Annotated in this window: 18 protein-coding genes; 5 read left to right on the top strand and 13 right to left on the bottom strand. The window is 73.3% G+C overall.

Annotated features, from left to right (window positions below; all coding sequences use genetic code 11):
- Positions 1-49: 49 nt before the first annotated feature.
- From BUE48_RS09005 to BUE48_RS08990, 4 genes are read right to left on the bottom strand one after another with little or no spacing between them, the layout of a single operon-like run.
- Entirely contained in the window at positions 50-628 is a 579-nt protein-coding gene (locus BUE48_RS09005; RefSeq protein WP_012852164.1) for a GTP-binding protein, read from the bottom strand.
- Positions 629-665: 37 nt separating this feature from the next.
- The gene (locus BUE48_RS09000) at positions 666-1,121 is read right to left on the bottom strand and encodes a DUF742 domain-containing protein (RefSeq protein ID WP_148232964.1); all 456 of its coding nucleotides are present in this window, start codon (positions 1,119-1,121) and stop codon (positions 666-668) included.
- A 58-nt stretch (positions 1,122-1,179) separates the two neighbouring features.
- Positions 1,180-1,587: a roadblock/LC7 domain-containing protein gene (locus BUE48_RS08995; RefSeq protein WP_012852162.1), complete on the bottom strand. Its 408-nt coding sequence runs from the start codon at positions 1,585-1,587 to the stop codon at positions 1,180-1,182.
- Positions 1,584-4,523 (bottom strand): sensor histidine kinase, encoded by a 2,940-nt coding sequence (locus BUE48_RS08990; RefSeq protein ID WP_286989622.1) that lies wholly within the window; start codon positions 4,521-4,523, stop codon positions 1,584-1,586. Before BUE48_RS08990 ends, BUE48_RS08995 begins: the two co-directional genes overlap by 4 nt.
- A gap of 1,156 nt (positions 4,524-5,679) precedes the next feature.
- On the opposite strand from BUE48_RS08990, the gene BUE48_RS08985 reads away from it, so the two are divergent.
- The gene (locus BUE48_RS08985) at positions 5,680-6,483 is read left to right on the top strand and encodes an ABC transporter ATP-binding protein (RefSeq protein ID WP_012852160.1); all 804 of its coding nucleotides are present in this window, start codon (positions 5,680-5,682) and stop codon (positions 6,481-6,483) included.
- A 7-nt stretch (positions 6,484-6,490) separates the two neighbouring features.
- On the opposite strand, the gene BUE48_RS08980 is transcribed toward BUE48_RS08985, so the two are convergent.
- The 4 genes from BUE48_RS08980 to BUE48_RS08965 form a co-directional block, all read right to left on the bottom strand.
- Positions 6,491-8,044: a metallophosphoesterase family protein gene (locus BUE48_RS08980; RefSeq protein ID WP_286989621.1), complete on the bottom strand. Its 1,554-nt coding sequence runs from the start codon at positions 8,042-8,044 to the stop codon at positions 6,491-6,493.
- A gap of 413 nt (positions 8,045-8,457) precedes the next feature.
- Positions 8,458-9,393 carry a hypothetical protein gene (locus tag BUE48_RS08975; RefSeq protein WP_286989620.1) on the bottom strand — a complete coding sequence of 312 codons (936 nt, stop codon included), beginning with the start codon at positions 9,391-9,393 and terminating at the stop codon, positions 8,458-8,460.
- Between the two features lie 88 nt (positions 9,394-9,481).
- Positions 9,482-10,408 (bottom strand): diacylglycerol kinase family protein, encoded by a 927-nt coding sequence (locus BUE48_RS08970; RefSeq protein ID WP_286989619.1) that lies wholly within the window; start codon positions 10,406-10,408, stop codon positions 9,482-9,484.
- 2 nt (positions 10,409-10,410) lie between these two features.
- Positions 10,411-11,997, bottom strand: coding sequence for an FAD-binding oxidoreductase (locus BUE48_RS08965; RefSeq protein ID WP_286989667.1), 1,587 nt, complete (start codon positions 11,995-11,997; stop codon positions 10,411-10,413).
- Between the two features lie 51 nt (positions 11,998-12,048).
- On the opposite strand from BUE48_RS08965, the gene BUE48_RS08960 reads away from it, so the two are divergent.
- From BUE48_RS08960 to BUE48_RS08945, 4 genes are all read left to right on the top strand, one after another.
- On the top strand, positions 12,049-12,642 hold the full coding sequence (locus BUE48_RS08960; RefSeq protein WP_286989618.1) for a TetR/AcrR family transcriptional regulator: 594 nt from the start codon (positions 12,049-12,051) through the stop codon (positions 12,640-12,642).
- A 76-nt stretch (positions 12,643-12,718) separates the two neighbouring features.
- Entirely contained in the window at positions 12,719-14,275 is a 1,557-nt protein-coding gene (locus tag BUE48_RS08955; RefSeq protein WP_012852154.1) for a glycerol-3-phosphate dehydrogenase/oxidase, read from the top strand.
- Between the two features lie 112 nt (positions 14,276-14,387).
- The gene (locus BUE48_RS08950) at positions 14,388-15,326 is read left to right on the top strand and encodes a ferredoxin family protein (protein ID WP_012852153.1); all 939 of its coding nucleotides are present in this window, start codon (positions 14,388-14,390) and stop codon (positions 15,324-15,326) included.
- A 184-nt stretch (positions 15,327-15,510) separates the two neighbouring features.
- On the top strand, positions 15,511-15,807 hold the full coding sequence (locus BUE48_RS08945; RefSeq protein ID WP_021600082.1) for a WhiB family transcriptional regulator: 297 nt from the start codon (positions 15,511-15,513) through the stop codon (positions 15,805-15,807).
- Positions 15,808-16,274: 467 nt separating this feature from the next.
- On the opposite strand, the gene BUE48_RS08940 is transcribed toward BUE48_RS08945, so the two are convergent.
- The 5 genes from BUE48_RS08940 to BUE48_RS08920 all read right to left on the bottom strand — a co-directional run bounded on the left by BUE48_RS08940 (position 16,275) and on the right by BUE48_RS08920 (position 22,228).
- The gene (locus BUE48_RS08940; protein ID WP_012852151.1) at positions 16,275-16,919 is read right to left on the bottom strand and encodes a dienelactone hydrolase family protein; all 645 of its coding nucleotides are present in this window, start codon (positions 16,917-16,919) and stop codon (positions 16,275-16,277) included.
- On the bottom strand, positions 16,916-17,614 hold the full coding sequence (locus BUE48_RS08935) for a phosphoribosyltransferase (RefSeq protein WP_012852150.1): 699 nt from the start codon (positions 17,612-17,614) through the stop codon (positions 16,916-16,918). The genes BUE48_RS08940 and BUE48_RS08935 overlap by 4 nt, the downstream gene beginning before the upstream one ends.
- Before the next feature lie 127 nt (positions 17,615-17,741).
- On the bottom strand, positions 17,742-19,994 hold the full coding sequence (locus BUE48_RS08930; RefSeq protein ID WP_286989617.1) for an MMPL family transporter: 2,253 nt from the start codon (positions 19,992-19,994) through the stop codon (positions 17,742-17,744).
- Between the two features lie 309 nt (positions 19,995-20,303).
- Entirely contained in the window at positions 20,304-21,266 is a 963-nt protein-coding gene (locus tag BUE48_RS08925; RefSeq protein WP_286989616.1) for a phosphotriesterase family protein, read from the bottom strand.
- A 59-nt stretch (positions 21,267-21,325) separates the two neighbouring features.
- Positions 21,326-22,228 (bottom strand): YihY/virulence factor BrkB family protein, encoded by a 903-nt coding sequence (locus BUE48_RS08920; protein WP_012852147.1) that lies wholly within the window; start codon positions 22,226-22,228, stop codon positions 21,326-21,328.
- Between the last annotated feature and the right edge of the window lie 235 nt (positions 22,229-22,463).

The following is a 22,463-nucleotide window of genomic DNA, read 5'->3' as shown; positions in this document are numbered from 1 at the left end:
GCAGGATGCGGACGGCAAAGCAGATCACCGGGCCCGTCGCGCCGGCGGATCAGGTCCAGCCGCCGTGAGCGGCGGCGACCGTGCCGCTGCCGGAGTGCACCGCCATGGCGTGCTGCACCAGCACGATCAGCGCCTGCTTGGTGGACTCCCGGCTGCGGGCGTCCACCTTCACGATCGGCACCTCCGGCCCGATCGTCAGCGCCTCGCGGATCTCCTCGGCGGTGTGCGGGAACTCCCCGTGGAAGCCGTTGACGCCCACGATGTAGGGCAGCCCCGACTCCTCGAAGTAGTCCAGCGCCGCAAAGCAGTCCGACAGCCGCCGGGTGTCGACCAGCACCACCGCGCCGATCGCCCCGCGCACCAGGTCGTCCCACATGAACCAGAACCGGTGCTGGCCGGGGGTGCCGAACAGGTAGAGGATCAGGTCGCTCTCCAGCGTGACCCGGCCGAAGTCCATCGCCACCGTGGTGGTGGTCTTGTCCGGCACCGCGGTCAGGTCGTCGACACCGGCGCTGGCGGCGGTCATCACCGCCTCGGTGGTCAGCGGCATGATCTCCGACACCGAGCCCACGAAGGTCGTCTTGCCGACCCCGAACCCTCCGCCGACCACAATCTTCACCGAGGTCATCGCAGGACCTTCGCCGTCGTGGGGGGGACGGCGAGGGTCAGAGCTTCCGTAGACCACTTAGGACCCTTTCCAGCAAGCGGAGATCGGGCTGCGCGTCGGCCGGACGCGACTGGTGCAGCCGCAGCAGCCCTTCGTGTGCCATGTCGGCGATGAGAACGCGGGTGACCCCCAGCGGCAGGCGGAGCAGGGCCGACACCTCCGCCACCGACCGCCAGGAGCGACACAGGTCGACGATCGCCCGGTACTCCGGTGTCAGCGTGCTCACATCGCGCGGCGGATAGGGCGCCGCCGACACCAAGGCCTCGATCGCCAGGTCATAGCGCGGCCGGGTACGTCCCCCGGTCACGGTGTACGGGCGGACGAGGGAGCGCCGGTCGCCGGGGGCCGGGTCCTCGGTTCCCCAGCCGGGGGCGCCGGGCTGCTCGGGCCCGCCCGGCCTGCCGCGACCGGGGCCTCCCGGTCCGGCACCGAAATGCTGCCTGCCGTGGTCCACCACGGTGCCTTCCGTCCAGAGCCTCGATGAGCTTCGGTCAGGGGGTCACTCGGTGTTTTCAGCGGGGCGGGCCGGCGCCCAGTTCGGTGCGCAGCGCCGGGGTCAGCACCCGGCCCACCCGTTCCACCAGCAAGGTCATCTCATAGGCGACCAGACCGAGGTCGCAGTCCGGCGCGGCGAGCACCGCGAAGACCGCCCCGTCGCGGATGGACATCACAAACAGCAGTCCCCGCTCCATCTCGACCACGGTCTGGCTCACGCCGCCGGCGTCGAAGATCTGGGCCGCCCCCTGGGTCAGGCTGGTCAGCCCGGAGGCGATCGCCGACAGCTGGTCGGCGCGCTCGGGCGGGAACCCCTCCGAGTACGCCAGCGGAAGCCCGTCGGAGGAGACCACGACGGCGTGCGCGGCCTTTGGAACGCGGTCCACGAAATTCGTGACCAGCCAGTTGAGATCCTGCCGGCTCACGCGGATTCTCCCCTTTCTGTGTCCCCTTGCGCCTGCCTGGCGCCGCCGGTGTCCGGCGGGACGATCTCATCCGAAGCACCGGCCTGGCCGAGCCCCGAGCGGGCCTCCGATCGGCCGCGGTGCACACCACGTTGCAGGCTAGCGAAGCGATCACGCATCCGGTCGGCGGACTGATTCGGCCCGATATGGGTCGGCCGGGAGACCGGCTGCTGGCTCACCGCTCCGGGCACCCGGTTGCGGCCGGGCACCCGCTTGGGCAGCCCCGCCTTGGTCACCCCGCCCGAGGCGGGCTGCCGGACGACCTGCGCGGCCTGCCAGCCGGCGTCGCCGGGAGACTTCCAGCTCTGGCCGCCGGACCCGCCGGAGCGACGCTGGAACCACTCCGACTCCATCGCATCGAAGATCGGCGAGCGTCCGCCCGTCTCCACCGGACGCGTCTCCTCGCCGTTCCCCCAGGAGACCGTGCGTTCGGAGCCGGAAGCGCCCGACGGCGATCCGGAGAGGACATCGTCGCCCGGGCCGGTCGCCGACGCGGGCGGTGAGCCGGCGGCGCCGTCCCGGCCGGGCGAGGGGAAGCCGGGCAGGCGGGCGGCGAGGGTGGGCTGTCCGAGAGGCTGAGGGGTATCCGACACGATGGGCTGTGGTCCCGTCTGGTCTGCCGGCGGCCGGCGCGGACCGCCCGAGCCGGTGACGGGCAGCGGGCCGGTCTCACGCTCGGGCACCGAGGGCTGGGCGCCGGTGTTTCCGGTGGAGGAGGGGGTGCGAGGCGGCGGCACGGCCCCATCGCCGACGGTCGGCAGCGGGCCGGAGTCGCGCAGGGTGGGCTGGGGTCCGGTGCCGCGTCCGTCGCGGCGGCCCAGCGGCGAGGACGGCCGCCCGCCCACGGCGGGCAGCGGGCCGGTGCCGGAGGAGGAGGAGGCCACTCCGGCGGCCACCGGGGTCGGCGTCCAGGCCGTGCTGGTCACCGGCTGGTCGACGGCCGGGTCGGGGCTCAGCGGCGCGTCCTGGCCGGTGGACTCCTCGCCGTGGGCGATGGCCGAGGACGGCAGCAGCACGAACGCGGTGATCCCGCCCGACAGCGCGGGCCGCAGCTCGACCCGGATGTTGTGGCGCATCGCCAGCCGGCCGACCACGAACAGTCCCATGCGGCGGGCCGCGGAGAAGTCGATGACCGGCGGGTTGGCCAGCCGCCAGTTGGCCTGCTCCAGGTCCTCGGGGGAGATCCCGACGCCGTTGTCGGTGATCTGCAGCATCGCCCCGCCGCCGGACAGCAGGTGCCCGGAGACGGTGACCTTGGTGTGCTGCGGGGAGAAGACGGTGGCGTTCTCCACCAGCTCGGCCACCAGGTGGACCAGGTCGTTGACCACCTGGCCGGTGACCGACACATCGCTTTGCACCCGCAGGGTGACCCGCTCGTACTGCTCGACCTCCGACAGCGAGGCCCGCACGATGTCGATCAGCGGCACCGGCTGGTTCCACCGCCGCACCTGCTCCTGGCCGCCCAGAACCAGCAGGTTCTCGCAGTTGCGGCGCATGCGGGTGGCCAGGTGGTCCAGCTGGAACAGGTTGGCCAGCTGCTCGGAGTCCTGCTCGTTCTGCTCCAGTTCGTCGATCAGGCGCAGCTGGCGCTCGATGAGCGACTGCATGCGCCGGGAGAGGTTGACGAACATGGCGTTGATGTTGCCGCGCAGCACCGCCTCGTCGGCCGCCAGCCGCACCGCCTCGCGGTGGACCTCGTCGAAGGCGCGGGCCACCTGGCCGATCTCGTCGGTGCTGTCGATGTCGATCGGCTCGACCTCGATGCCGCCGGCCGCCGCCTGCGGGTCGCGCAGCCGCTCCACCAGGCCGGGCAGGCGGGTGCCGGCCACCTCCAGGGCGCTGTCGCGCAGCCGCCGCAGCGGGCGCACCAGGGAGCGGGCCATGATCGAGGTGATCAGCAGCACCAGCAGCACGATCACGGCGGTGATGGCCCCGTCGATGAGGGCCGAGGTCTGCGCGGAGCTCTTTTCGTCGCCGGCCCGCTTCAGCAGCTCCTCGCCGAGGTTGCGTTCGGCGGTGCGCATCTGGTCGACCATCGCGGTCATCGAGGCGGTCAGCGTCTCGATGGCCTCCGCGGTGCGCAGCGAGCGCGGCAGCCGGCCGCCGGTGGCGTTGGCCGAGGCGATGGCCTGCTGCCGGATGACCCGGGCCCGGTCGATCTGGGGGCCGACCACGGTGTCTTCGAACATCTGCCGCTGCGGCAGGGTGGCCGTCTGCAGGAAGGCGTTCAGCTCGCTGTTCTCCCGGTCGCGGGAGGCCTCCAGCGCGGCCAGCTCCTCGACGCTGAGCCGGCCCTGGACGGCGCCGATGGTCAGCAGGGCGCGCTGCCGGGAGACCTGCTCCTTGGCGCGGGAGAGGGCGGCCATCGCCCGGGTCGTCTCGGCCAGCTGCTCGTCGGCCACGCCCTGGGCGACGCCGTCCAGCACACCGATCAGCTCGTTGATGACCTCGGAGTACTTCTCCACCACGACCAGGGCGGGCGCCCTGCTCTGGGTGGCGGTGGAGCGCAGCGAGCCGATGGTGTCGAGGCGGTTGAGCACGCTGCGGGCGTCGCGCACCGCCTCGGCGGAGAAGGAGTCGTCGATGCCGAGGGCGACCTGGCGGACCTGGTCGGCGGCGGCGTCGGTCTTGCGGTACTGCGCCTGGAGTTCATCGGCCCCCCTTCCGGAGCGGCCGGCGCTGATGTATCCGGCGGCCATGTCACGCTCGGCGGCGAACTCCTGGGCGAACGCGGCGATGCCGTTGCCCAGCCGCGCCATCCGTTCCACCCGCCCGTAGGCGTCGGCGCTGACGGTGGACTCGGTGATGCGCAGCCCGCCGAGCACCGTGGCCGCGGCGGTCGGGATCAGGACCAGGACGACCAGCCGCTGCGCCACTCGCCAGTTGCGCAGGCGCAACCGGGCGCCGCGCCATGACGGTGACGATGCTTCCGACTGCGCCCCAGCACCCCCGAGCCGAGGAAGGTCGCGACCTGTCTCGCTTGGTTGCATCCGGTTTTTACACCCTCTCGGTCCATGCCGCATCGGCAGAAGAGGGACCACCCCGGGGTAGTGGGCGGGGTAGTAGGTGCAGCGTCATTCTGCCTCCGGCGCTGCACATTGGAGCACATTGCAGCGAGGGCCGCAAAGGTTGCTCGAAGCTTAGCGGGACACCCTTGCCGTAGAAAACTCTTCCTGCCCGAATGTCCGATTATTTGAATTCAATCGATCACGATCCGTGAGCGGTGTGCACCACAGTGTCGACACGTTGCGTAGCAAAACAATCACGGAAGCATTACTTGAGAGGTGATACAACGGCAAAGACGGTGTTGCATTCCAAATGGACCGCGACAAACCGTGGTGTCAGAGCACAACGGGGCGGCTTGCCGCGCCCGGCCCCAAGGCGGCGGGCCGGGGCCGGGGACCGGGAATCGGCGACGCCTCGCCCAGGCGGTGCGGCATGGGTGAGACTTGCCACACCAACGGAAGCAGCCCGCCGCCGCGACATCCGCTTCAATGAACTAACGCTTACTTGGCAGCGGTATCGTCGGTCAAGCACCGAAGCGGCCGCCGCACCCTGCCTGATGATCACAGGATCGTCACCCGTCCGCAGAACGCCCCGCGCAAGGCGCCGAGTGCGCTACTCTCCACGCTGCCGACGATGCCCGCAGCCCGGCCGCCGCACCCGTCCGGCAGTCAAGGGTGCGCAGTCAAGGACGCCTGTGCACCGCAGTGCTCCGGCGAGCGGCCGCGGCCCGGATTACCCGGTGGAGATATGAGCGCGCAGAAATCCGCACACTGTTTCAATGCGCCTGACGCCGGGAGCGATTCCGGCGGTCCGGCGGGCGTCTCCCGCAGGTGATCGGGCTCCTCGGGAGGATGAAGACGGCGGTGGAGCGAAGAAGAGAAAAATCACAGCATCGACACCGCCCGCGGCCGGCGGCGTCCCGGCGCCGCCTGCAGCGCGCCGGCAGCGCTCTATTCACTCATCGTCAAGTGCGGAATACAGGCGCTCCCCGGCGCCGACCGACACGGCGGACATCGGTGTGCCATCCTCATAGGGCACTCCCGTGGCATGCCGCCCCTGACTCCGGGATGGTTTCCCTTGCTTGAGATCAAAGATCTGACGCACGCCTATGCCGACGGCCATGTGGCCATCAAGGACGTGAATCTGTCCGTGGCCGACGGTGAGCTGGTCAGCATCGTAGGCCCATCCGGCTGCGGCAAGTCCACCCTGCTGCGCTGCATCGCCGGGCTCATCCGCCCCACCCAGGGCCATGTGATCCTGGACGGCAAGCCGACCGAGGGGATCCCCGACAACCTGGCCGTGGTCTTCCAGGACTACAGCCGTTCGCTGTTCCCCTGGCTGACGGTGCGCGACAACGTGGCGCTGCCGCTGAAGCGGCGCGGCATGTCCCGGGCCGAGCGGCGGGAGGCGGCGATGGAGGCGCTGGAGGCGGTCGGGCTGGCCGCCGCCGCCGGCAAGTTCCCCTGGCAGCTGTCGGGCGGCATGCAGCAGCGGGTGTCCATCGCCCGCGCCCTGGCCTACCGGCCCTCCCTGCTGCTGATGGACGAGCCGTTCGGGTCGGTCGACGCGCAGACCCGCGAGGACCTGGAGGATCTGACGCTGCGGGTGCGCGGCAGCGACGGCATGACGATCCTGCTGGTCACCCACGACATCGACGAGAGCGTGTACGTGGGCGACCGGGTCGTGGTGCTGGGCTCCTCCCCCGGCCACATCAAGGCGGACCTGCGCATCGACCTGCCCGCGCCGCGCGAGCAGATCTCCACCCGCCAGCTGCCGGAATTCGTCCGCCTGCGCGCCGAGGTCGGCCGCCTGGTGCGCGGCACCGAGCAGCCGACGGCCGCCACCGCCTGACCGGCGTTCAGCGCAGCGGGATCGTCACCTCGTCCTCGCACGGCGGCCGGCTCTCCTGCTCGCCGCAGCCGCTCACCCCATAGCAGCGGATCGTCAGCGTGTCGGCGGTGACGTCCACCCGCAGGAAGTTCTTGAAGAACGGCGGGGTGTCCCAGTCGGCGAACTCCGAGCGGAAGCGCTGCGGCAGTTTGCGCACCGGCAGCCGCAGCGGCCCGCGCCGCGGCCGGTGCCCGCGCGGCACGCCCAGCAGCGCCGCCACCAGGCGGGCGCGCGCCGAGGGCCGCAGCGTCCCGCCGCTTTTGCGGACGGTGCCGGTGCCCAGCCGGTGGGCGACCGCCACGGCCGCCTCCTGGGGCTCCAACGCCAGCCATTTCATGCGCAGCCAGCGGGCGTACAGCCTGCTGTAGCGCGACAGGGAGTCGCCGCGCAGCGGGTAGCAGCGGAAGTCGTCCTCATCGACCACGGTGGTCTTGGGGATGGTGTGCGTGGCGTGCATGAACGCCCCGCCTCCCCCGGAGACCAGGTACTCGATGGTGCGGCCGTCCTCCAGCGTCCTGCTGTAGCGCTGATAGTTGTGGATGTCGCCGCCGATCACCGCGACGTAGCGGTGCGCGGGGTCGGTGACGATGTCGGCGACGGTGGCCTGCTCGCCCTCGATCGGGCCGGGTTCGATCCGGTCGTCGACGATCAGCGGCTTGCCGGTCAGCAGCAGCTTGGGTTTGGGGCCGGCGGAGACCTCGCGCAGCCAGGCCGCCTGGTCGCGGTCGATGCTCCCGGTGATGCCGGTGTCGATGCCGATGATGCGCAGGGACGGGGCGTCGATCGCCCAGTAGGGGCCGGGCTGGAGGGCGCGCTGGGAGCGGGCGCCCCGCCAGCGTTCCCGGGCCACCGCCAGCTCCCCATCGTCGATCGGGGCGGGGTCGCGCCACAGCAGCCTGGCCAGCGGGCCGAGCGGCCCCCGCCAGCGCGGCTCATGCGCCCCCTCCAGGCCGCAGAAGACCCGCATGAACCCGCGCAGCCCGTCGTACCAGTCGTGGTTGCCGGGGATGGCGTAGATCGGCGCCGGATAGTCGGCATAGGGGCGGAAGAACTTGGCCTCGTAGTCGGCGGCCTCCCCGCCCGGGTAGATGACGTCGCTGCAGATCACCATGAAGTCGGTGTCGGCGCCCACCGCCAGCATGGGGGGCACGACGGCGTACTGCGAGCGGTCGCCTTCCCCGGTGTCGCCCAGCAGCAGGAAGGAGAACTCCTCGCTCGTCTTGCGCATGACGAACGAGGAGCCGGGGTCGCGTTCGCGCAGCGCCGCCACCCATGCGCGGCGCATGGCGTTGGACGGGTCGCCGAAGACCTTGGCCACCCAGTCGTTGCGCGAGCGCCACAGCACTCCCGGATGCCGCCAGGAGAATCGCCGCATCCGGTCGGCGAGCGGCATGCGTTCCAGGAAGCTGCCCGGACTGCCGCACTCCCAGCCCGCCCCGGCCTCCGAGACCCGCGAACTGTCCGGGGCCGGCGAGCCACCGGGGACGCTGGGGGACGGCGGAAGCTGGTCATCGGCAACCACGGTTCTCCTTCGGACGGCGGGCGGTCACCGTCACCTTCCCGGCAACCTCCCGCCGGGTCAACCGCTTCAGCGCAGACCGTACGCTTCGCCGCCGATGTCCGTTTCTTTCGGGCCGTCTTTCCGCTCGCGCCGGCCGGGCCGCCGCCGCGCGCACGGCTTCAGGCGCCGGTGGCGAAGGCCCTGCCGGTGGGCTTTTCCCCACGTGGGGGCCGAGACGGGGCCCGGGCGGCCTCCGAGGTCATGACGTTGCAGGTCACGGCGCCGTTCCCGGCCGCGGTGACTCGGTCTCGACCTGCGGGAGCGGCGTGTTGAAGAAAGCCCGGTGCCCGAACCGGCGCCGTTCCGGGACGCCGCATCGCCGCCGACCTGCGATGTGCTCGCCTCGGCCTGAGGGAACGGCGTGCGGGAAGAGTTCAGTATCCAGGGCCGAAAGGCCGCGGCGGTTCTATGTGGGCGCCGCCGGGCCGCCGCTCGTACTCGCCGGTCGTGGGGAAGCGTCCGCCGGGCGGCTCCTGGGGCGGGGCGGGCTGCTCGGGGGGCAGGTGCCGTGGCGGCGCCGGGCGCTCGGGAGGCGCCTGGTGTCCCCGCGGCAGGTAACGGCCCTGGTCGTAGGGCTCGTGGTGGCCCCGCCGCCCGTGCGGGGCCTCGGGGTCGGGGCCGGGCTGGGGCCGGTGCTGGGCGGGGGGCTGCCGGTGCGTCCCCGGCCGGTAGGCCGGCGGGTCGTGATCGCCGCCGCGGTGCGCGCCGGGCCGCCGCTGGGGTCCGGTCGAGCGGCCCTGGTGACCGCCCCGGGCGGGGCCGGGGTGCGGGGGCGGCGGGACGGGCGGACGGGCGGGCTGCCGGTGGGGCCGCCCTTGCTGGGGCGGCGGGGCGGGAGCCCCCGGCGGGACCGGTGTGGACAGGCTTTTGAGGGCGTGCAGCGCCTGGGTGGTGGGCCCCGGCTCGCGATCGTCGCGGGAATCGCCGGGCTCGGGCGCGTCGTGCGGGGGCGGCGCGGACCGTGCCTCGGCCGCCGGCGGCGGCAGGTACTGGGTCTCGGCGGCAGCAGGTTCGGGGCGCTCGGGCGGCTGCCGCCGCTGCGGGCCGCCGGAGGCGTCGGGACGGGCCTCGGCGGAGGCGTGGCGCCGTCCCCGGGGCTGGGGCGCGGGCATGCCCTGCGACAGCGACTCCATGAAGGCCGGGATGTCGCGGGCCGACAGCCGGAAGGTGCCGCTGCAGACGCCGCCGTTCCAGATGCTGATCACCATGACCTGGGCATCGGGATGCCAGCTCAGCCGCAGCGCACGGTCCTCGCCCCGGGCGTCGAAGAAGACCTCCCCGGCCCGGGGCAGCGGGTTCGCGCCAGACATGGCGCCCATAGTGTCCATGGCCCCGGGCTGTTGTCCAGGGCGGGAACCCCTGGCAGTGACCTTGTTCACCGCCGTTCACCGCCGCCGTTCACCCGGCGGCCTCCCGGCGCCGGTCCGCCGGCGGGGCCAGCACCCGCAGCGCCCCGGGCATGACCTCGGCGGTGACCGGAAGGGTTCCGGGCAATTCCCCATCGGCCCCATAGCGCAGCGGCCGGCCGTCCGGTGCGATCTGCTCGATGCGCACCCGGCGGCCGCGCAGCACCTCCACCTGGGGGCGGCGGACGTGCCGTCCCTCCGGCAGCTCCCGCATCACCTGGAAGAACAGCAGCCGGGACGAGCGATTGAGGATGACCACATCCAGCAGCCCGTCGTCGACCCGGGCGTGCGGGGCGATGCGGCGGCCGTGGCCGTAGTAGCCGGAGTTGGCCGCCACCACGGTGAAGCCGTGCCGTTCGTGCGTCACGCCGTCGACGGTGATGCGGTAGCCGACCGGCCGCCAGGCCGCCACCGCGCGCAGCGCGCCGACGTAGTAGGGGGCCGACCCGCCCAGGAGGCGCGACCGGTTGGCGTAGTGGTTGGCCAGGGCGTCCACCCCGGTGTAGACGCTGCCGAGCACGGGCACGCCGTTGGCCGCGATGGCGTCCACCGCCTGCGGCCGTCCGGTCAGCAGCAGGCGGGCCAGCTCGGCCGGGTCGGTGGGCAGCCCCAGCTGGCGGGCGAAGTCGTTGCCGCGCCCGGCCGGGACGATGCCCAAGGTCGCCGAGGTGCCGGCGAGCGCGCCGCCCACGGCGCCGGCCATGCCGTCGCCGCCGACCGCCAGCGCCACCCGCCCCTGCTCGGCGGCCGCCCGCGCCAGCTCGGCGGCGTGCCGCAGGCCGTCGCTGTAGGCGATGTCGACCTCGGCGCCGCCCTCGCGCAGCAGCCTGGTCAGGCGCAGCAGCGCCGCGGGCGGGCCCTTCCCGGGCCCGCCCGCCGAGGGGTTCACTATGGCGGTGAAGGAGCGGTCGCCGGTCACGGTCACCTCGCGGGGGGCAGCAGGACTCCGGGGTTGAGGATGCCGGCGGGGTCGAGGCGTTCCTTGACCGCGCGCAGCACGTCCACGGCCAGCGGCCCGACCTCGGCGGCGTACCAGTCCCTGTGGTCGGTGCCCACGCCGTGGTGGTGGCTGATCGTGCCGCCGGCCGCGATGATCGCGTCGCAGGCGGCGCGCTTGGCCCGCGTCCAGTGCGCCACCGCGTCGTCGCCCTGGGCGGAGACGACGGTGAAGTACAGCGAGGCGCCCGCCGGGTAGACGTGGGAGATGTGGCACATGACCACCGGTGGCGTGCCCGCGGCGGTGAGGGTGTCGGTCAGCGCCGTCCGGACGGCGGCATAAAGCTCGGGGATCTGCGACCAGAACGTGGCCGTCTCCAGCGTCTCGGCGAACGCGCCCACTTCCAGCAGCGCGTCCCGCAGGTAGGGGGCGTTGAAACGGCCGTGCCTCCAGCCTTCGCCCGGTTCCGGCCCCAGCTCCCGCCCACCGGCGTCGGCCAGGACGCCCGCGGCCGCCTCCCGCCGCCGGGCCACCTCGGCGGCCTCGCCTTCGAACCCGGCGATGACCAGGCAGCCGGAGTCGCCGCCGGTGCCTATCCGGTCGGGCCTGGCCAGGCCGATCATCGTCTCGGTCTCGTCCGACAGGCGCAGCACGGTGGGCAGCGGGCCGTCTTGGGCCAGGCGCCGCAGCGCCGCCGTGCCCGCCTCGAAGGTGGGGAAACGCCAGCCCTCGTAGACGGCGGTCTCGGGCGCCGGGTGCACCCGCACGGTGACGGAGGTGATCACGCCGAAGGTCCCCTCGGAGCCCAGCACGAGCTGGCGCAGGTCCGGTCCGGCCGCCGAGCGCGGGGCGCGGCCCAGCCGCAGGGTGCCCTGCGGGGTCGCCACGGTGAGGGCGAGCACCATCTCATCGAAGCGCCCGTACCCGGCCGACGCCTGCCCGCTGGAGCGGGCCGCGGCGAATCCGCCGATCGAGGCCCACTCATAGGACTGCGGGAAATGCCCCAAGGTGAAGCCTTTTTCGCGCAGCAGCGCCTCGGCGCGGGGGGCGCGCAGCCCGGGCTGGAGGGTGGCGGTGCGCGAGACGGGGTCCACTTCGACCAGGGCGTCCAGCCGGCGCAGGTCCAGGGCGATGACCCCGGTGAAGTCCGCCGCCCGGGGGGCCAGGCCGCCCACCACCGAGGTGCCGCCGCCGAAGGGGACGACCGCGATCCGCCGCTCGGTGCAGATCCGCAGCACCTGCAGCACCTCCTCGTGGGAGGCGGGCAGCACCACCGCGTCGGGGGCGTCGGCGGCGTCCCCGGCGCGGATGCGCAGCAGGTCGGGCGTGGACTTGCCGCGGGTGTGCCGGATGCGGCTTTCGGCGTCGGCGCGCACGTGCGCGTCGCCGACGGCGTGGGCCAGTTCGGTGAGCGCCTCCCCCGGCAGCCGCGGCGCCCCCAACCGGACCTTGCCCATCGGGATCGACGGCGTGTGCGGGGTGCGGACGCCGAGCAGATCGTGCAGCAGCGCGGCCACCGGCTGCGGCAGCGGCGCCGCCCGGGCCGGGTCGCCCCAGCCGTTCCAGGCCATCTCCTGAGGCTCCACCGTGCTCCTCCCCTCTAGGTGCTTACACTGTGACATATGACGTCCAAACGTCACAAGCAGACCGACGACGATGCGGTGCTGGACGCGGCCCGCGAATGCGTGCTGGCGGTCGGGGTGCGGCGGACCACGCTGACCGACATCGCCCGCCGCGCCGGGGTCTCCCGGATGACGCTCTACCGCCGCTGGCCCGACGTCCGCTCGATCGTCGCGGACCTGATGACCCGCGAGTGGACCGCGCTGGCCGCCGAGATCCCCGCCGCCGGCCGCGACGCGTCCGGCCCGGCCCGCCGCGCGCTGGTGGACAACCTGGTCGAGGGGGTCAGGGCGCTGCGCGACCACCCGCTGCTGCGCAAGATCGTGGACGTCGATCCCGAGCTGCTGCTCCCCTACGTGCTGCACCGGCAGGGCGCCAGCCAGCGGGCGTTCTGCCGGATCCTGGAGGAGGCCGTGCGGGCCGGGCACGCCGACGGCTCGATCCGGCGCGGCGACCCGGTCCGGCAGGCCCGCGCGCTGCTGCTGATCGCCCAGTCGTTCGCGCTGTCGGCGCCGATCGTGACCGACGCCGAGCACACCGCCGGCGACTTCGACGCCGAGCTGCGCGAAATCCTGGAAAGGGCGCTCAGGCCGTGAGCCCCGTCCCATCGAACGCCCGCCGGCGGGATGCGTCCCCTCCGGCGGAACCGCCCACGCAAGGGAGATCCCGGTCATGACCCCTGTGGCCTCGTCCTCGCTGAACGCCCGGCGCCGGGCGCGGGAACTGCAGGCGCTGCCCGATGAGGTGGTGGACGTGCTGGTCGTGGGGCTGGGCGCCACCGGGGCCGGTGCGGCGCTGGATGCGGCCTCCCGCGGGCTTTCGGTGGCCGCGATCGACGCCCACGACCTGGCCTTCGGCACCTCCCGGTGGAGCTCGAAGCTGATCCACGGCGGGCTGCGCTACCTGGCCTCCGGGCAGTTGGACGTGGCGCACGAGAGCGCGCGGGAGCGGGGGGCGCTGATGATGCGCATCGCCCCGCACCTGGTGCGCGCCGCGCCGTTCGTGCTGCCGCTGACGCCGGCCGTCTCCCGGCCCCAGGCGGCGCTGGTGCGCGCGGGACTGGCGGCCGGGGACGCGCTGCGGCTGGCGGCGGGCACGCCCCGCTCCCTGCTGCCCGGCCCCCGCCGGCTGCCGGCCCGGCGGACGCTGCGGCTGGCGCCGGTGCTGCGGGACGAGGGGCTGCGCGGCGGGCTGCTGTCGTGGGACGGGCGGCTGGCCGACGACGCCCGGCTGGTGGTCGCGCTGGCCCGGACCGCCGCGGCCTACGGCGCCCGCGTCCTGACCCGGGTCCGGGCGCTGCGGCTGAGCGCCGGCGGCGCCCTGGCGCGCGATGAGCTGACCGGGCGGGAACTGCAGATCCGCGCCCGCGCGGTGATCAACGCGACCGGGGTGTGGGCGGGCGAGCTGGCCGAGGGGGTGCGCCTGCGGCCCTCGCGCGGCACCCATCTGGTGCTGGGCGCGCACTCGCTGGGTGGGCTGCGCTGCGGGCTGCACATCCCGATCCCCGGTGAGCTCAACCGGTTCGTGCTGGTCATCCCGCAAGACGACGGGCGGGTCTACGTGGGGCTGACCGATGAGCCGGCCGACGGGCCGATCCCGGACGTGCCGCAGCCCACCGAGGTGGAGATCGGGTTCTTGCTGGACGTGCTGGGCGGGGTGCTGCGCGCACCGGTGCGCCGCGCCGATGTGCTGGGGGCGTTCGCCGGGCTGCGTCCGCTGCTGGACGACGGGCGGGGCCGCACCGCCGACATCTCCCGGCGGCACGCGGTGCTCACCGGCCCCGACAAGGTGATCACGGTGGTGGGGGGCAAGCTCACCACCTACCGGCGCATGGCGCAGGACGCGGTGGACGCGGCGGTGGCCGCCTGCGGCCTGCCCGCCGGCCCGTGCCGCACCGCGCATCTTCCGCTGGTGGGCGCCGCCCCGCGCTCCCGCCTGGAATCCCTCATCTCCCCGCGGGTGCCGGCCTGGCTGGTGCGGCGCTACGGCACCGAGGCCCCCGCGGTGGCGGCCCTGGCCCGCCGGGACCCCTCGCTGGCCGAGCCGGTGGTGCCCGGGCTGCCGGTGCTGGGGGCGGAACTGGCCTGGGCGGTGCGGCACGAGGGCGCGTTGGAGGCCGCCGACCTGCTGGACCGGCGCAGCCGGATCGGGCTGGTGCCCGAGGACCGTCAAGCCGCACTCCCGCTGGCGGAGCGTTTGATCGCGGCGGGCGGGGAACACGAGGGCTGAAACCGGCGACCCGCACCCCCGCGCCCCCGGCCCGCATGATCCCTGTTAGGTTAGGGATACCTAATACTGTCGGGGGCGTCAGCCGCCGGGACGAGCAGGAGAGACGGGGGCCGTGTCGCGCACCAGCCATTGCGACCACTGCGTGGGCAGTCACACCGGCGAGCGCTCCTGCCTGGCCACGGCGACCGCCACGGCGCGCAGCTGGCTGCTGATCGAGCATCCCGGCCCCTGGCCGGAGCGGATCGAGCAGCTGACCGGCCCCGCTCCCCTGGTGGCGGTGATCGAGCGGGCCGCCCGCGCGGGAGTGCGCCCCCAGCTCATCCGCAGGCCGGGCCGCGGCCGCCGGCCCACCCCGCCCTTGCAGGTCTACCTGGGCGGCTCCCTGGGCGGCCCGGTGTGGCTGGAGGGGCGCACCCTCGGCGACCACCGTGAGCTGGAGGAGCTGGACGAGGGCGTGCTGGCCGAGGTCGCCGCCGGGCGCCGGCCCCGCTTCGGGGAGCCGGTCGCCGGTCCGGCCGGCGCGCCCGGGAAGCCGCTGCTGCTGGTGTGCACGCACGGCAAGCGCAACGCCTGCTGCGCCCGGTACGGGGCTCCGCTGGCCAGGGAGCTGGCGGCGCGTTTCGGGGACCTGGTCTGGGAAACGACGCACGTCGGCGGTGACCGCTACGCGGCGAATCTGGTATGCCTTCCCCACGGTCTGTACTACGGCGACCTCGGCGCGGCCGAGGCGGCATCGGCCGTGGAGTCCTATCTGCGCGGCGAAGTCGCCTTGGAGAGACTGCGCGGGCGGGCCGGGCTGCCGGCGCCGGCGCAAGCCGCGGAACATCATGTGCGCGTTCTGACCGGCGTGCTCGGGGTGGACTCGGTTTCCGTGGAGTCCCTGACCGGGACATCTCCGTACGAAGCGGTCATCGATGTTGCCGGCGCGCGTTACCTGGTGACCGTCGAAGAGACAGAACCAGTACACGACTGCGAGCCCGGTTGTCAGGAGAACGTAAGATCTTACGTTGTTAGAGGGATCACCCTTCTCAACCGGGCAGCCCTCGTGTAATCTCCTACAGGCCCCATTTCACAGGGCTTCCCGCCGCGCGACTCCAGGACTCCTTCCGCAAACAGGACCCGGGGGAACAGAGCGGCACCTCTCAGACGTTGGACCTTTCGGCGCTTCCGCAAAAGCTGCACGTAGAGCGTCCATGTCCGAAATTTGCTCAGCAACCAACCAAGGTGGGTGTTCCATGGCTCAGGTACGTCGTCAGGCAAACCTCCCTCGTCCCAGCTGGGGCTGGCAGGACGCCGCGGCGTGCCGGGGGGAGGACCTCGTGCTCTTCTTCGGGCCTGACGGCGAGCGTCAGCCCGAGCGCGAGATCCGTGAGCGCAAGGCAAAGCAGATCTGCATGGGCTGTCCCGTTCGCACGGAGTGCCTCGACTACGCGGTCTCCCGGCCCGAGAAGTACGGCACGTGGGGCGGGCTGAACGAGGACGAGCGCGCCTCCGAGCGCCGTCGCCGGATGCGCCGCGCCAACGCCGCCTGAAAGCGGTATACGCGTCCGGCCAGACGCTCTAGGCGTGCGTTCAAAGCACATGCGCCACGCACCTCCGGTGCGCCACTCCCAACGTTACGGCCCCGCTCGCCGGGGCCGTTTGCGTTGCCCGCACGGGCTTGGCGGGGCGGGTGTTTTCACGCATCTTTCATACCGGCTCGACATCGCTTCGCGGGCACGCCTGCGGGAGTAAAGCATGCGCGCATAAGATCTCATACCCCGTTGCGGGCGAGATCATGCACGCTTCTGCTGTGCAAAACCCCAAACGCACCGTCGTTCACAGATGAGACCCCACACTCATGACTCTCATGCGACGAACGCGTGCGGCCGCATACTTAAGGCCCACATAAGCCCATGCGTCCGCCGTGCCCCGCGCTCTCGCGGGGCACGGCGGACGCTCACTCGGGAAGGCGCCCGGTTTCTCGGAAATAGAGCGCCATCGATTCGCACATAAAGGATTATTCCGACAAATGTTCGCGGAACCATTGGGCGGTCAGCCGGCCGACCTCCTCCAAAGCACCGGGTTCCTCGAACAGGTGGCCGGCGCCCGGCACCACGACCAGCCGGTGCCCGGCGGCCGGCCCGCCCATCGCCTCCAGCGCCTGCTCGTTGAGGGCCAGCACCTGCCGGTCCTGACCGCCGACCACGAACAAGGTGGGGCTGCGGACCTCGGCCAGGTCGGGCCCGGCCAGATCGGGCCTGCCGCCGCGGGAGACCACGGCCGCCACGTCCCCGGGCCGGCGGGCGGCGGCCACCAGCGCCGCGGCGGCTCCGGTGCTGGCGCCGAACAGGCCCACCGAGGGCGGGGCCGGGCCGGCCCGCAGCCAGGCCACCACCCGGCCCAGCCGGCCGGCCAGCAGGCCGATGTCGAAACGCAGCCGGGCGGTCCGCGCGTCCATCTCCCCCTCTTCGGGAGTGAGCAGATCGAACAGCAGCGTCCCAAAGCCCTGCTCGTTCAAGAACGCCGCCACCCGGCGGTTGCGCGGGCTGTGCCGGCTGCTGCCGCTGCCGTGCGCGAAGACCACCACGGCCCGCCCGCCGGGCGGCTCGACCAGATCGCCTTCCAAACTCGCGGTCCCGGCCGGTATCCGCAGCGTCGTCACGGTCGCCTCCCCTTCGCCAGCAGGGCGTTGACGTCCGCGTCGGTGAGCTGGTCGAAACGCCGGTACCACTGGCCCACCGCATGGAAGGCCGCCGGCGCGGCGCACACCACCACCTCGTCGGCCTCCTCCCGCAGCGCCCGGACGGTCTCGGGGGCGCCGACCGGGACCGCCAGCAGCAGCCGGGCCGGAGTGCGCGCCCGCACCGCCCGCAGCGCCGCCCGCGCGGTGCCGCCGGTGGCCAGCCCGTCGTCCACGACGACCACCGCACGCCCGGCGGGGTCGGGCAGCGGGCGCCCGCCCCGGTAGGCCCGCACCCGGCGGTCCAGTTCGGCGCGTTCGGCCGCCACCGTCGCCGCCAGGTCCTCCTCGGTCAGCCCGAGCCGTTCCAGCAGCCGGTGGTCGAACACCGGCTCGCCGCCCTCGGCGATGGCGCCGACCCCCAGCTCCGGCTGCAGCGGGTACCCGATCTTGCGGGTGACCAGCACCTCCAGCTCGGCCGGCCGGTCGGGCCGGCCCAGCCGCGCGGCCACTTCGACCGCCACCGGAACCCCGCCGCGCGGCAGCGCCAGCACCAGCGGGTCGGTCAGGTCGTAGGGCACCAGGAGCTCACCGAGCATCCGCCCGGCCTCCGCCCGGTCCGCGAACGGCAGCCGGACGTGCACGGTGCCGGCGCCGCCGCTCGTCGTGAAGACCATCGCGATCACCTCTGCGGCCTCATCGCCCTTACCCGGATCGCCGCTCTTTGGGCCCCTACCCCGCCTGCCACCGCCAATCCGCCGGAAGCCGGCCGGCGGGGAAAAGACGCCGGGAAAAGACACGGCGTCATCTGCGCCGGTGGCGTCCGACCTCATGAGCGTCGCCGCCGTGGACCTTGGCGTGGGCCCCGGTGGCGCGCAGCAGGCCGCGGTGGGGTTTGGCGTGGTGGGCCACGGGCTTGCTCCCCGCCAGTTGCGCGCCCGCCAGATGCGCGCCCGGCGGGGACCGGTCCGCCCGGCGCCACAGCCGGCTGGGCCACCAGGCCCGCCGTCCCAGATCACCGACCAGCGCGGGAACCAGCAGAGAGCGCACCACCAGCGTGTCGAGCAGCACGCCGAAGGCCACGATGAAGGCGATCTGGGCCATGAACGTCAGCGGGATGACGACCAGCGCGGTGAAGGTGGCCGCCAGCACCACCCCCGCGGAGGTGATCACCCCGCCGGTGGTGGTCAGCCCGCGCCGCACGCCCTGCCGGGTGCCGTGCGCGGCGGTCTCTTCGCGGACCCGCGACATCAGGAAGATGTTGTAGTCGACGCCCAGCGCGACCAGGAAGACGAACCCGTAGAGCACGAGCGCCGGCTCGGTGCCGTCCAGTCCCAGCAGGTGCGCAAAGACCAGCGCCGCCACGCCCAAGGTGGCCAGGAAGTTCAGCACCACGGTCGCCACGAGCAGCAGCGGGATCGGCAGCGAGCGCAGCAGGGCGATGAGGATCACCGTGACGATCGCCAGCACCACGGGGATGATGACCCGCCGGTCGCGGTCGGCGGTGACCTGGGTGTCGTAGCGCTGCGCGGTGTACCCGCCGACCAGCGCGTCGGCGCCGGGGACGGCGTGCAGCCGCTGCCGCAGCAGCCGGACGGTGCGCTCGGCGGCGGCGCTGTCGGCCTCATCGCGCAGCGTCACATCGATGCGCACCCGCCCGTCCACCACCAGCGGCTCGCCCGTGCCGGACGGGCCGGGCGGCCCGGGGCGCGTCAGCGGGGTCACCGCGGCGATCCCCGGGGTGCGCTGCGCGGCGGCGATGACCGCATCGGCCCGGTCGGCGTCGGCGATGACCACGGCGGGGTTGCCGAAACCGGCGGGAAAGTGCTCGGCGAGCGCCCGCTGGGCGGCCACCGCCGAGGTGTCGTCGACGAACGTCTCGGTGAGCGGGGTGCTGCGCACCACCAAGGTCGGGGCGAAGGCGGCCAGCGCGGCCAGCAGCAGCGCGGTGCCCAGCCACACCCGCCGGGGCGCCCGGTCCACCACGGCGGCGACCTTGCGCCAGAACGCGTTCCGCCCGCCCGGTTTGGGCTTGGAGGGCCAGTAGGCGGCCCGGCCCAGCAGCGCCAGCGCACCCGGCAGAAAGGTCAGCGCGCTCAGCAACGCGCAGCCGATGCCGATCGCCCCGACCGGGCCGAGGGCGCGGTTGTTGGTCAGGTCGCTCAGCAGCAGGGCCAGCAGGCCCAGCGCCACGGTGGCGGCGCTGGCGACGATCGGCGCCCAGGAACGGCGCAGCGCGGCCGCCGCCGCGGCCACCCGGTCGCGATGGGCGGTGCGGTCGGCCAGTTCCTCCCGGAAGCGGGCGCTCAGCAGCAGCGCGTAGTCGGTGGCCGCGCCGATCACGAGGATGAACAGGATGCCCTGCACCTGGCCGTCGACGCGCACCACGTCCCGGTCGGCCAGCGCGTAGGCGATCGCGCCGGCCAGGGCCAGCGCGGAGACCGCCCCGAGAATGATCACGAAGGGCAGCAGCAGGCTGCGGTAGACCAGCAGCAGGATCAGCAGGACCGCGCCGACCGCCACCCCCAGCAGCACCCCGTCGATGCCGGCGAACGCCTCCGCGAAGCCGGCCTGGATCGCGGCCGGTCCGCCGACCCGCGCCGTCATGCCCTCGACCCGTTCGGCGGCGCGGGTGATGCGCTCCACCGTGGGCGGCAGCTCATCCCCCAGCCCGGGTTCGAGCTGGACGACTCCGGCCAGCGCCCGCCCGTCCGAGGAGGTCAGCACCGATCCGTCCCCTGCCTCGCCCACCACCCCGGGTGTGCCGTTGAGGGAGGTGAGCGCCGCGACCGCCTGCTTGCGCTGCGCTTCGGTGGCGCGTCCGCGATCGGCGGTCCACACCACGATCGCCGGGAAGGTCTCGGTCTGCTGGAACTTCTTCTGCTCTTCCAGTGCCCGGGTGGATTCGGCGCTCTGCGGCAGGAACGCCGCCTGGTCGTTGGTGGAGACCTGCGAGAGCTTGCCGGCGTACGGTCCCAGCGCCCCGCCGACGGCCAGCCAGGCCAGCACGATCAAGACGGGCGGCAGCCGGCGGACCGCTCGCGGTAGGCCCTGCATCGCCACCCCCGGGCAAGCCGTCGTGACCTGGCATCACCGAACCCTTTTCACCACGGGGTCCCCGGGCGCCGGCCCGCATGCGATGCCCCGTCCGGCAGGGACGACGTGGTGAAGAAGGCCCACTCACCCGAGGAGGGCGCCCGGGCGGCCCGGACGCGCCGTGCGGGCGTCCTGCCGCGGCAGGCGGCTCCGCGCCTCGGTCACCGGGCGGCCCGCACCCGATGCGCACCCGGCGCAGGCAGGTGTTCCCAGCGGACCGGCCGCCGAACATCCACGCCGGGTCAGGGCCGGGTCAACGGCCGGGCCCGGTCAGCCGGCCGTGCCGGTCAGCCAGCGCAGCGGGTTGTCGTGCAGGATCGTGCGCAGCGCGGCCTCATCGACCCCGGCGGCGCGCAGCGCGGGCACGAAAACATCCATCAGGTAGCCGTAGCCGCTGCCGCCATAGCGCTTGATCTGCGTCATCCGGGAGATTCCGGTGCTCAGCAGCACCCGGTCGCCGTGCCCGGCCTCCAGCAGCTCCAGCACGTGGCGGACGCGGGCGCCCAGGGCGGCGGCGTCCTGGCCGGCCAGGCCCAGCGAGCCGAAGGAGACGTAGGCGCCCATCTCGGCGATCTTGCGGTGGGCCCCGGCGTCGTCCACCAGGTCCAGCTGCCCGACCGCCACCCGCTCGGCCGGCAGCCCGGCCGAGGTGAGGATCTCCAGCAGCGTCAGCCCGGCCCGCCCATAGGTGGCCACCGACAGCCCCGATTCCAGGCCGGCGCGGGCCGCCGCGCGCAGGCAGCGCTCCTCGGCCGCGGTGGGGACGGCGCCCCAGGAGCCGATCTCGCCGATCACGCCGGGCAGCGAGCTGGTGCCGTCCATCCCGAACTCGATCTCGGTCATGATCCGCTCGGTGAGCAGGTCCTCGTCGGCCGTGCCCACGAACTGGGGGTGGAAGGGCTCGGTGAAGAACCCGGTGCCGGCCACCACCGCCACGCGGGCGCCGGCGCTGATCCGCGACAGCATCGCGGCGTTGCGGCCCATGCCCTGGCAGGTCAGATCGACCACCAGGGACAGCTCGTGCTCGGCGCGCAGCCCGCTCAGCTCGGCGGTGACCGCCTGCTCTTCGTCCAGCCAGCGGCGGGGGTCGGAGGGGACCGCGGCGAGCCCGCGCTGGGGCCAGCGCAGGTCGAGTTGCAGATGCTCGTGAGGAAGCACGGTTCCGGTGACGGCGTGCACCGGGACGCTTCCGGTCACGGTGCGCAGCAGACCGGGCTGCGAGCGAGACGTCATGTGCAACGAGATTACGTCATGTTTGCCCTAATCAGAGCGGTTATGGGAGTGGAATTTACCTATCCGTCACTCCGGGCGGCCCGGGCGGCGGCGGTGGCGGCGGACGGCCACATCCGGTCGATCTCGGCGTTGAGCATCGCCCCGATCAGCACCGCGAGGGCGGTCACATACAGCCAGGCCATGACGGCGATGGGGGCGCCCAGCGAGCCGTGGACCGACACTCCCGACAGCGATCCGGCCAAGTAGACCCGCAGGGCGACGCTGCCCAGGATCCAGATCGCCAGCGCCAGCACCGCCCCCGGCACCGTGCGCAGCCAGGAGGTCCGCACCGGCACGCTCATGTGGTACAGCGTGGCCAGGAACATGATCGACAAGGTGACGACGACCGGCCAGTACAGCAGCCGCACGAACGCCTCGCCCACCGGCAGCGCCTGGCGCACCAGGGCGGGCCCGGCCACCAGCAGCGGGATCACCACGACCGCCACGGCCAGCCCGATCAGGTACAGCGTGAACGCCCGCAGCCGGGTGCGGATCACCCCGCGCAGCCCGGACAGTCCGTAGGCGATGGTGATGGTGTCCACATAGACGTTGGTGGCCCGCGATCCCGCCCACAGCGACAGCAGGAAGCTGACGGAGATGAGGTCCACCCCGCCGCCCCGGATGACCTCGTCGATCAGCGGGGTGACCACGTCGTCCACCGCCGGTCCGGCGAGGATCTTGTGCGCCTGCCGGATCAGCCAGGCCCGGATGTCGGCGACCGTCTCCCCCGCCAGCGCGCCCCGCAGGTGCCCCATGGTGCTGATCAGCCCGATGACCAGCGGCGGCAGCGACAGCAGCGCAAAGAACGCCGCCTCGGCCGCCAGTCCCGTCACCCGGTGGCGGAATCCGGCCACGGCGGTGCCCTTGACCAGCCGCCAGGCGATCGTTCGCCGGGGCGTGCGCGTGGCATTCGTGTCCCCCACGGACGGGCCATCCCCCGCAGGAGGATCCTCTCCCCTGCGCCGGCCGCCCGGCGGGGAGGGAACATCCGGGACGGGGGCGGTGTCCGGGGGCCGGCTTCGGCGGCGGAGACCGGTCATGCCCGCCCGCCGCAGCGCATCCGCAACCCGCGAACGGGCGGGCCGGGGGTTTGCGACCTCCACGCCGGCACCTTCATCACTCTCCGTGTGACTGAATTCACACTTGCGGACCGGTGCC

Source organism: Thermomonospora sp. CIF 1 (genome assembly GCF_001896795.1).
In the GTDB taxonomy this organism is placed as follows: Bacteria; Actinomycetota; Actinomycetes; order Streptosporangiales; family Streptosporangiaceae; genus Thermomonospora; species Thermomonospora curvata.
This window is presented reverse-complemented; position numbering and strand designations above follow the sequence as displayed.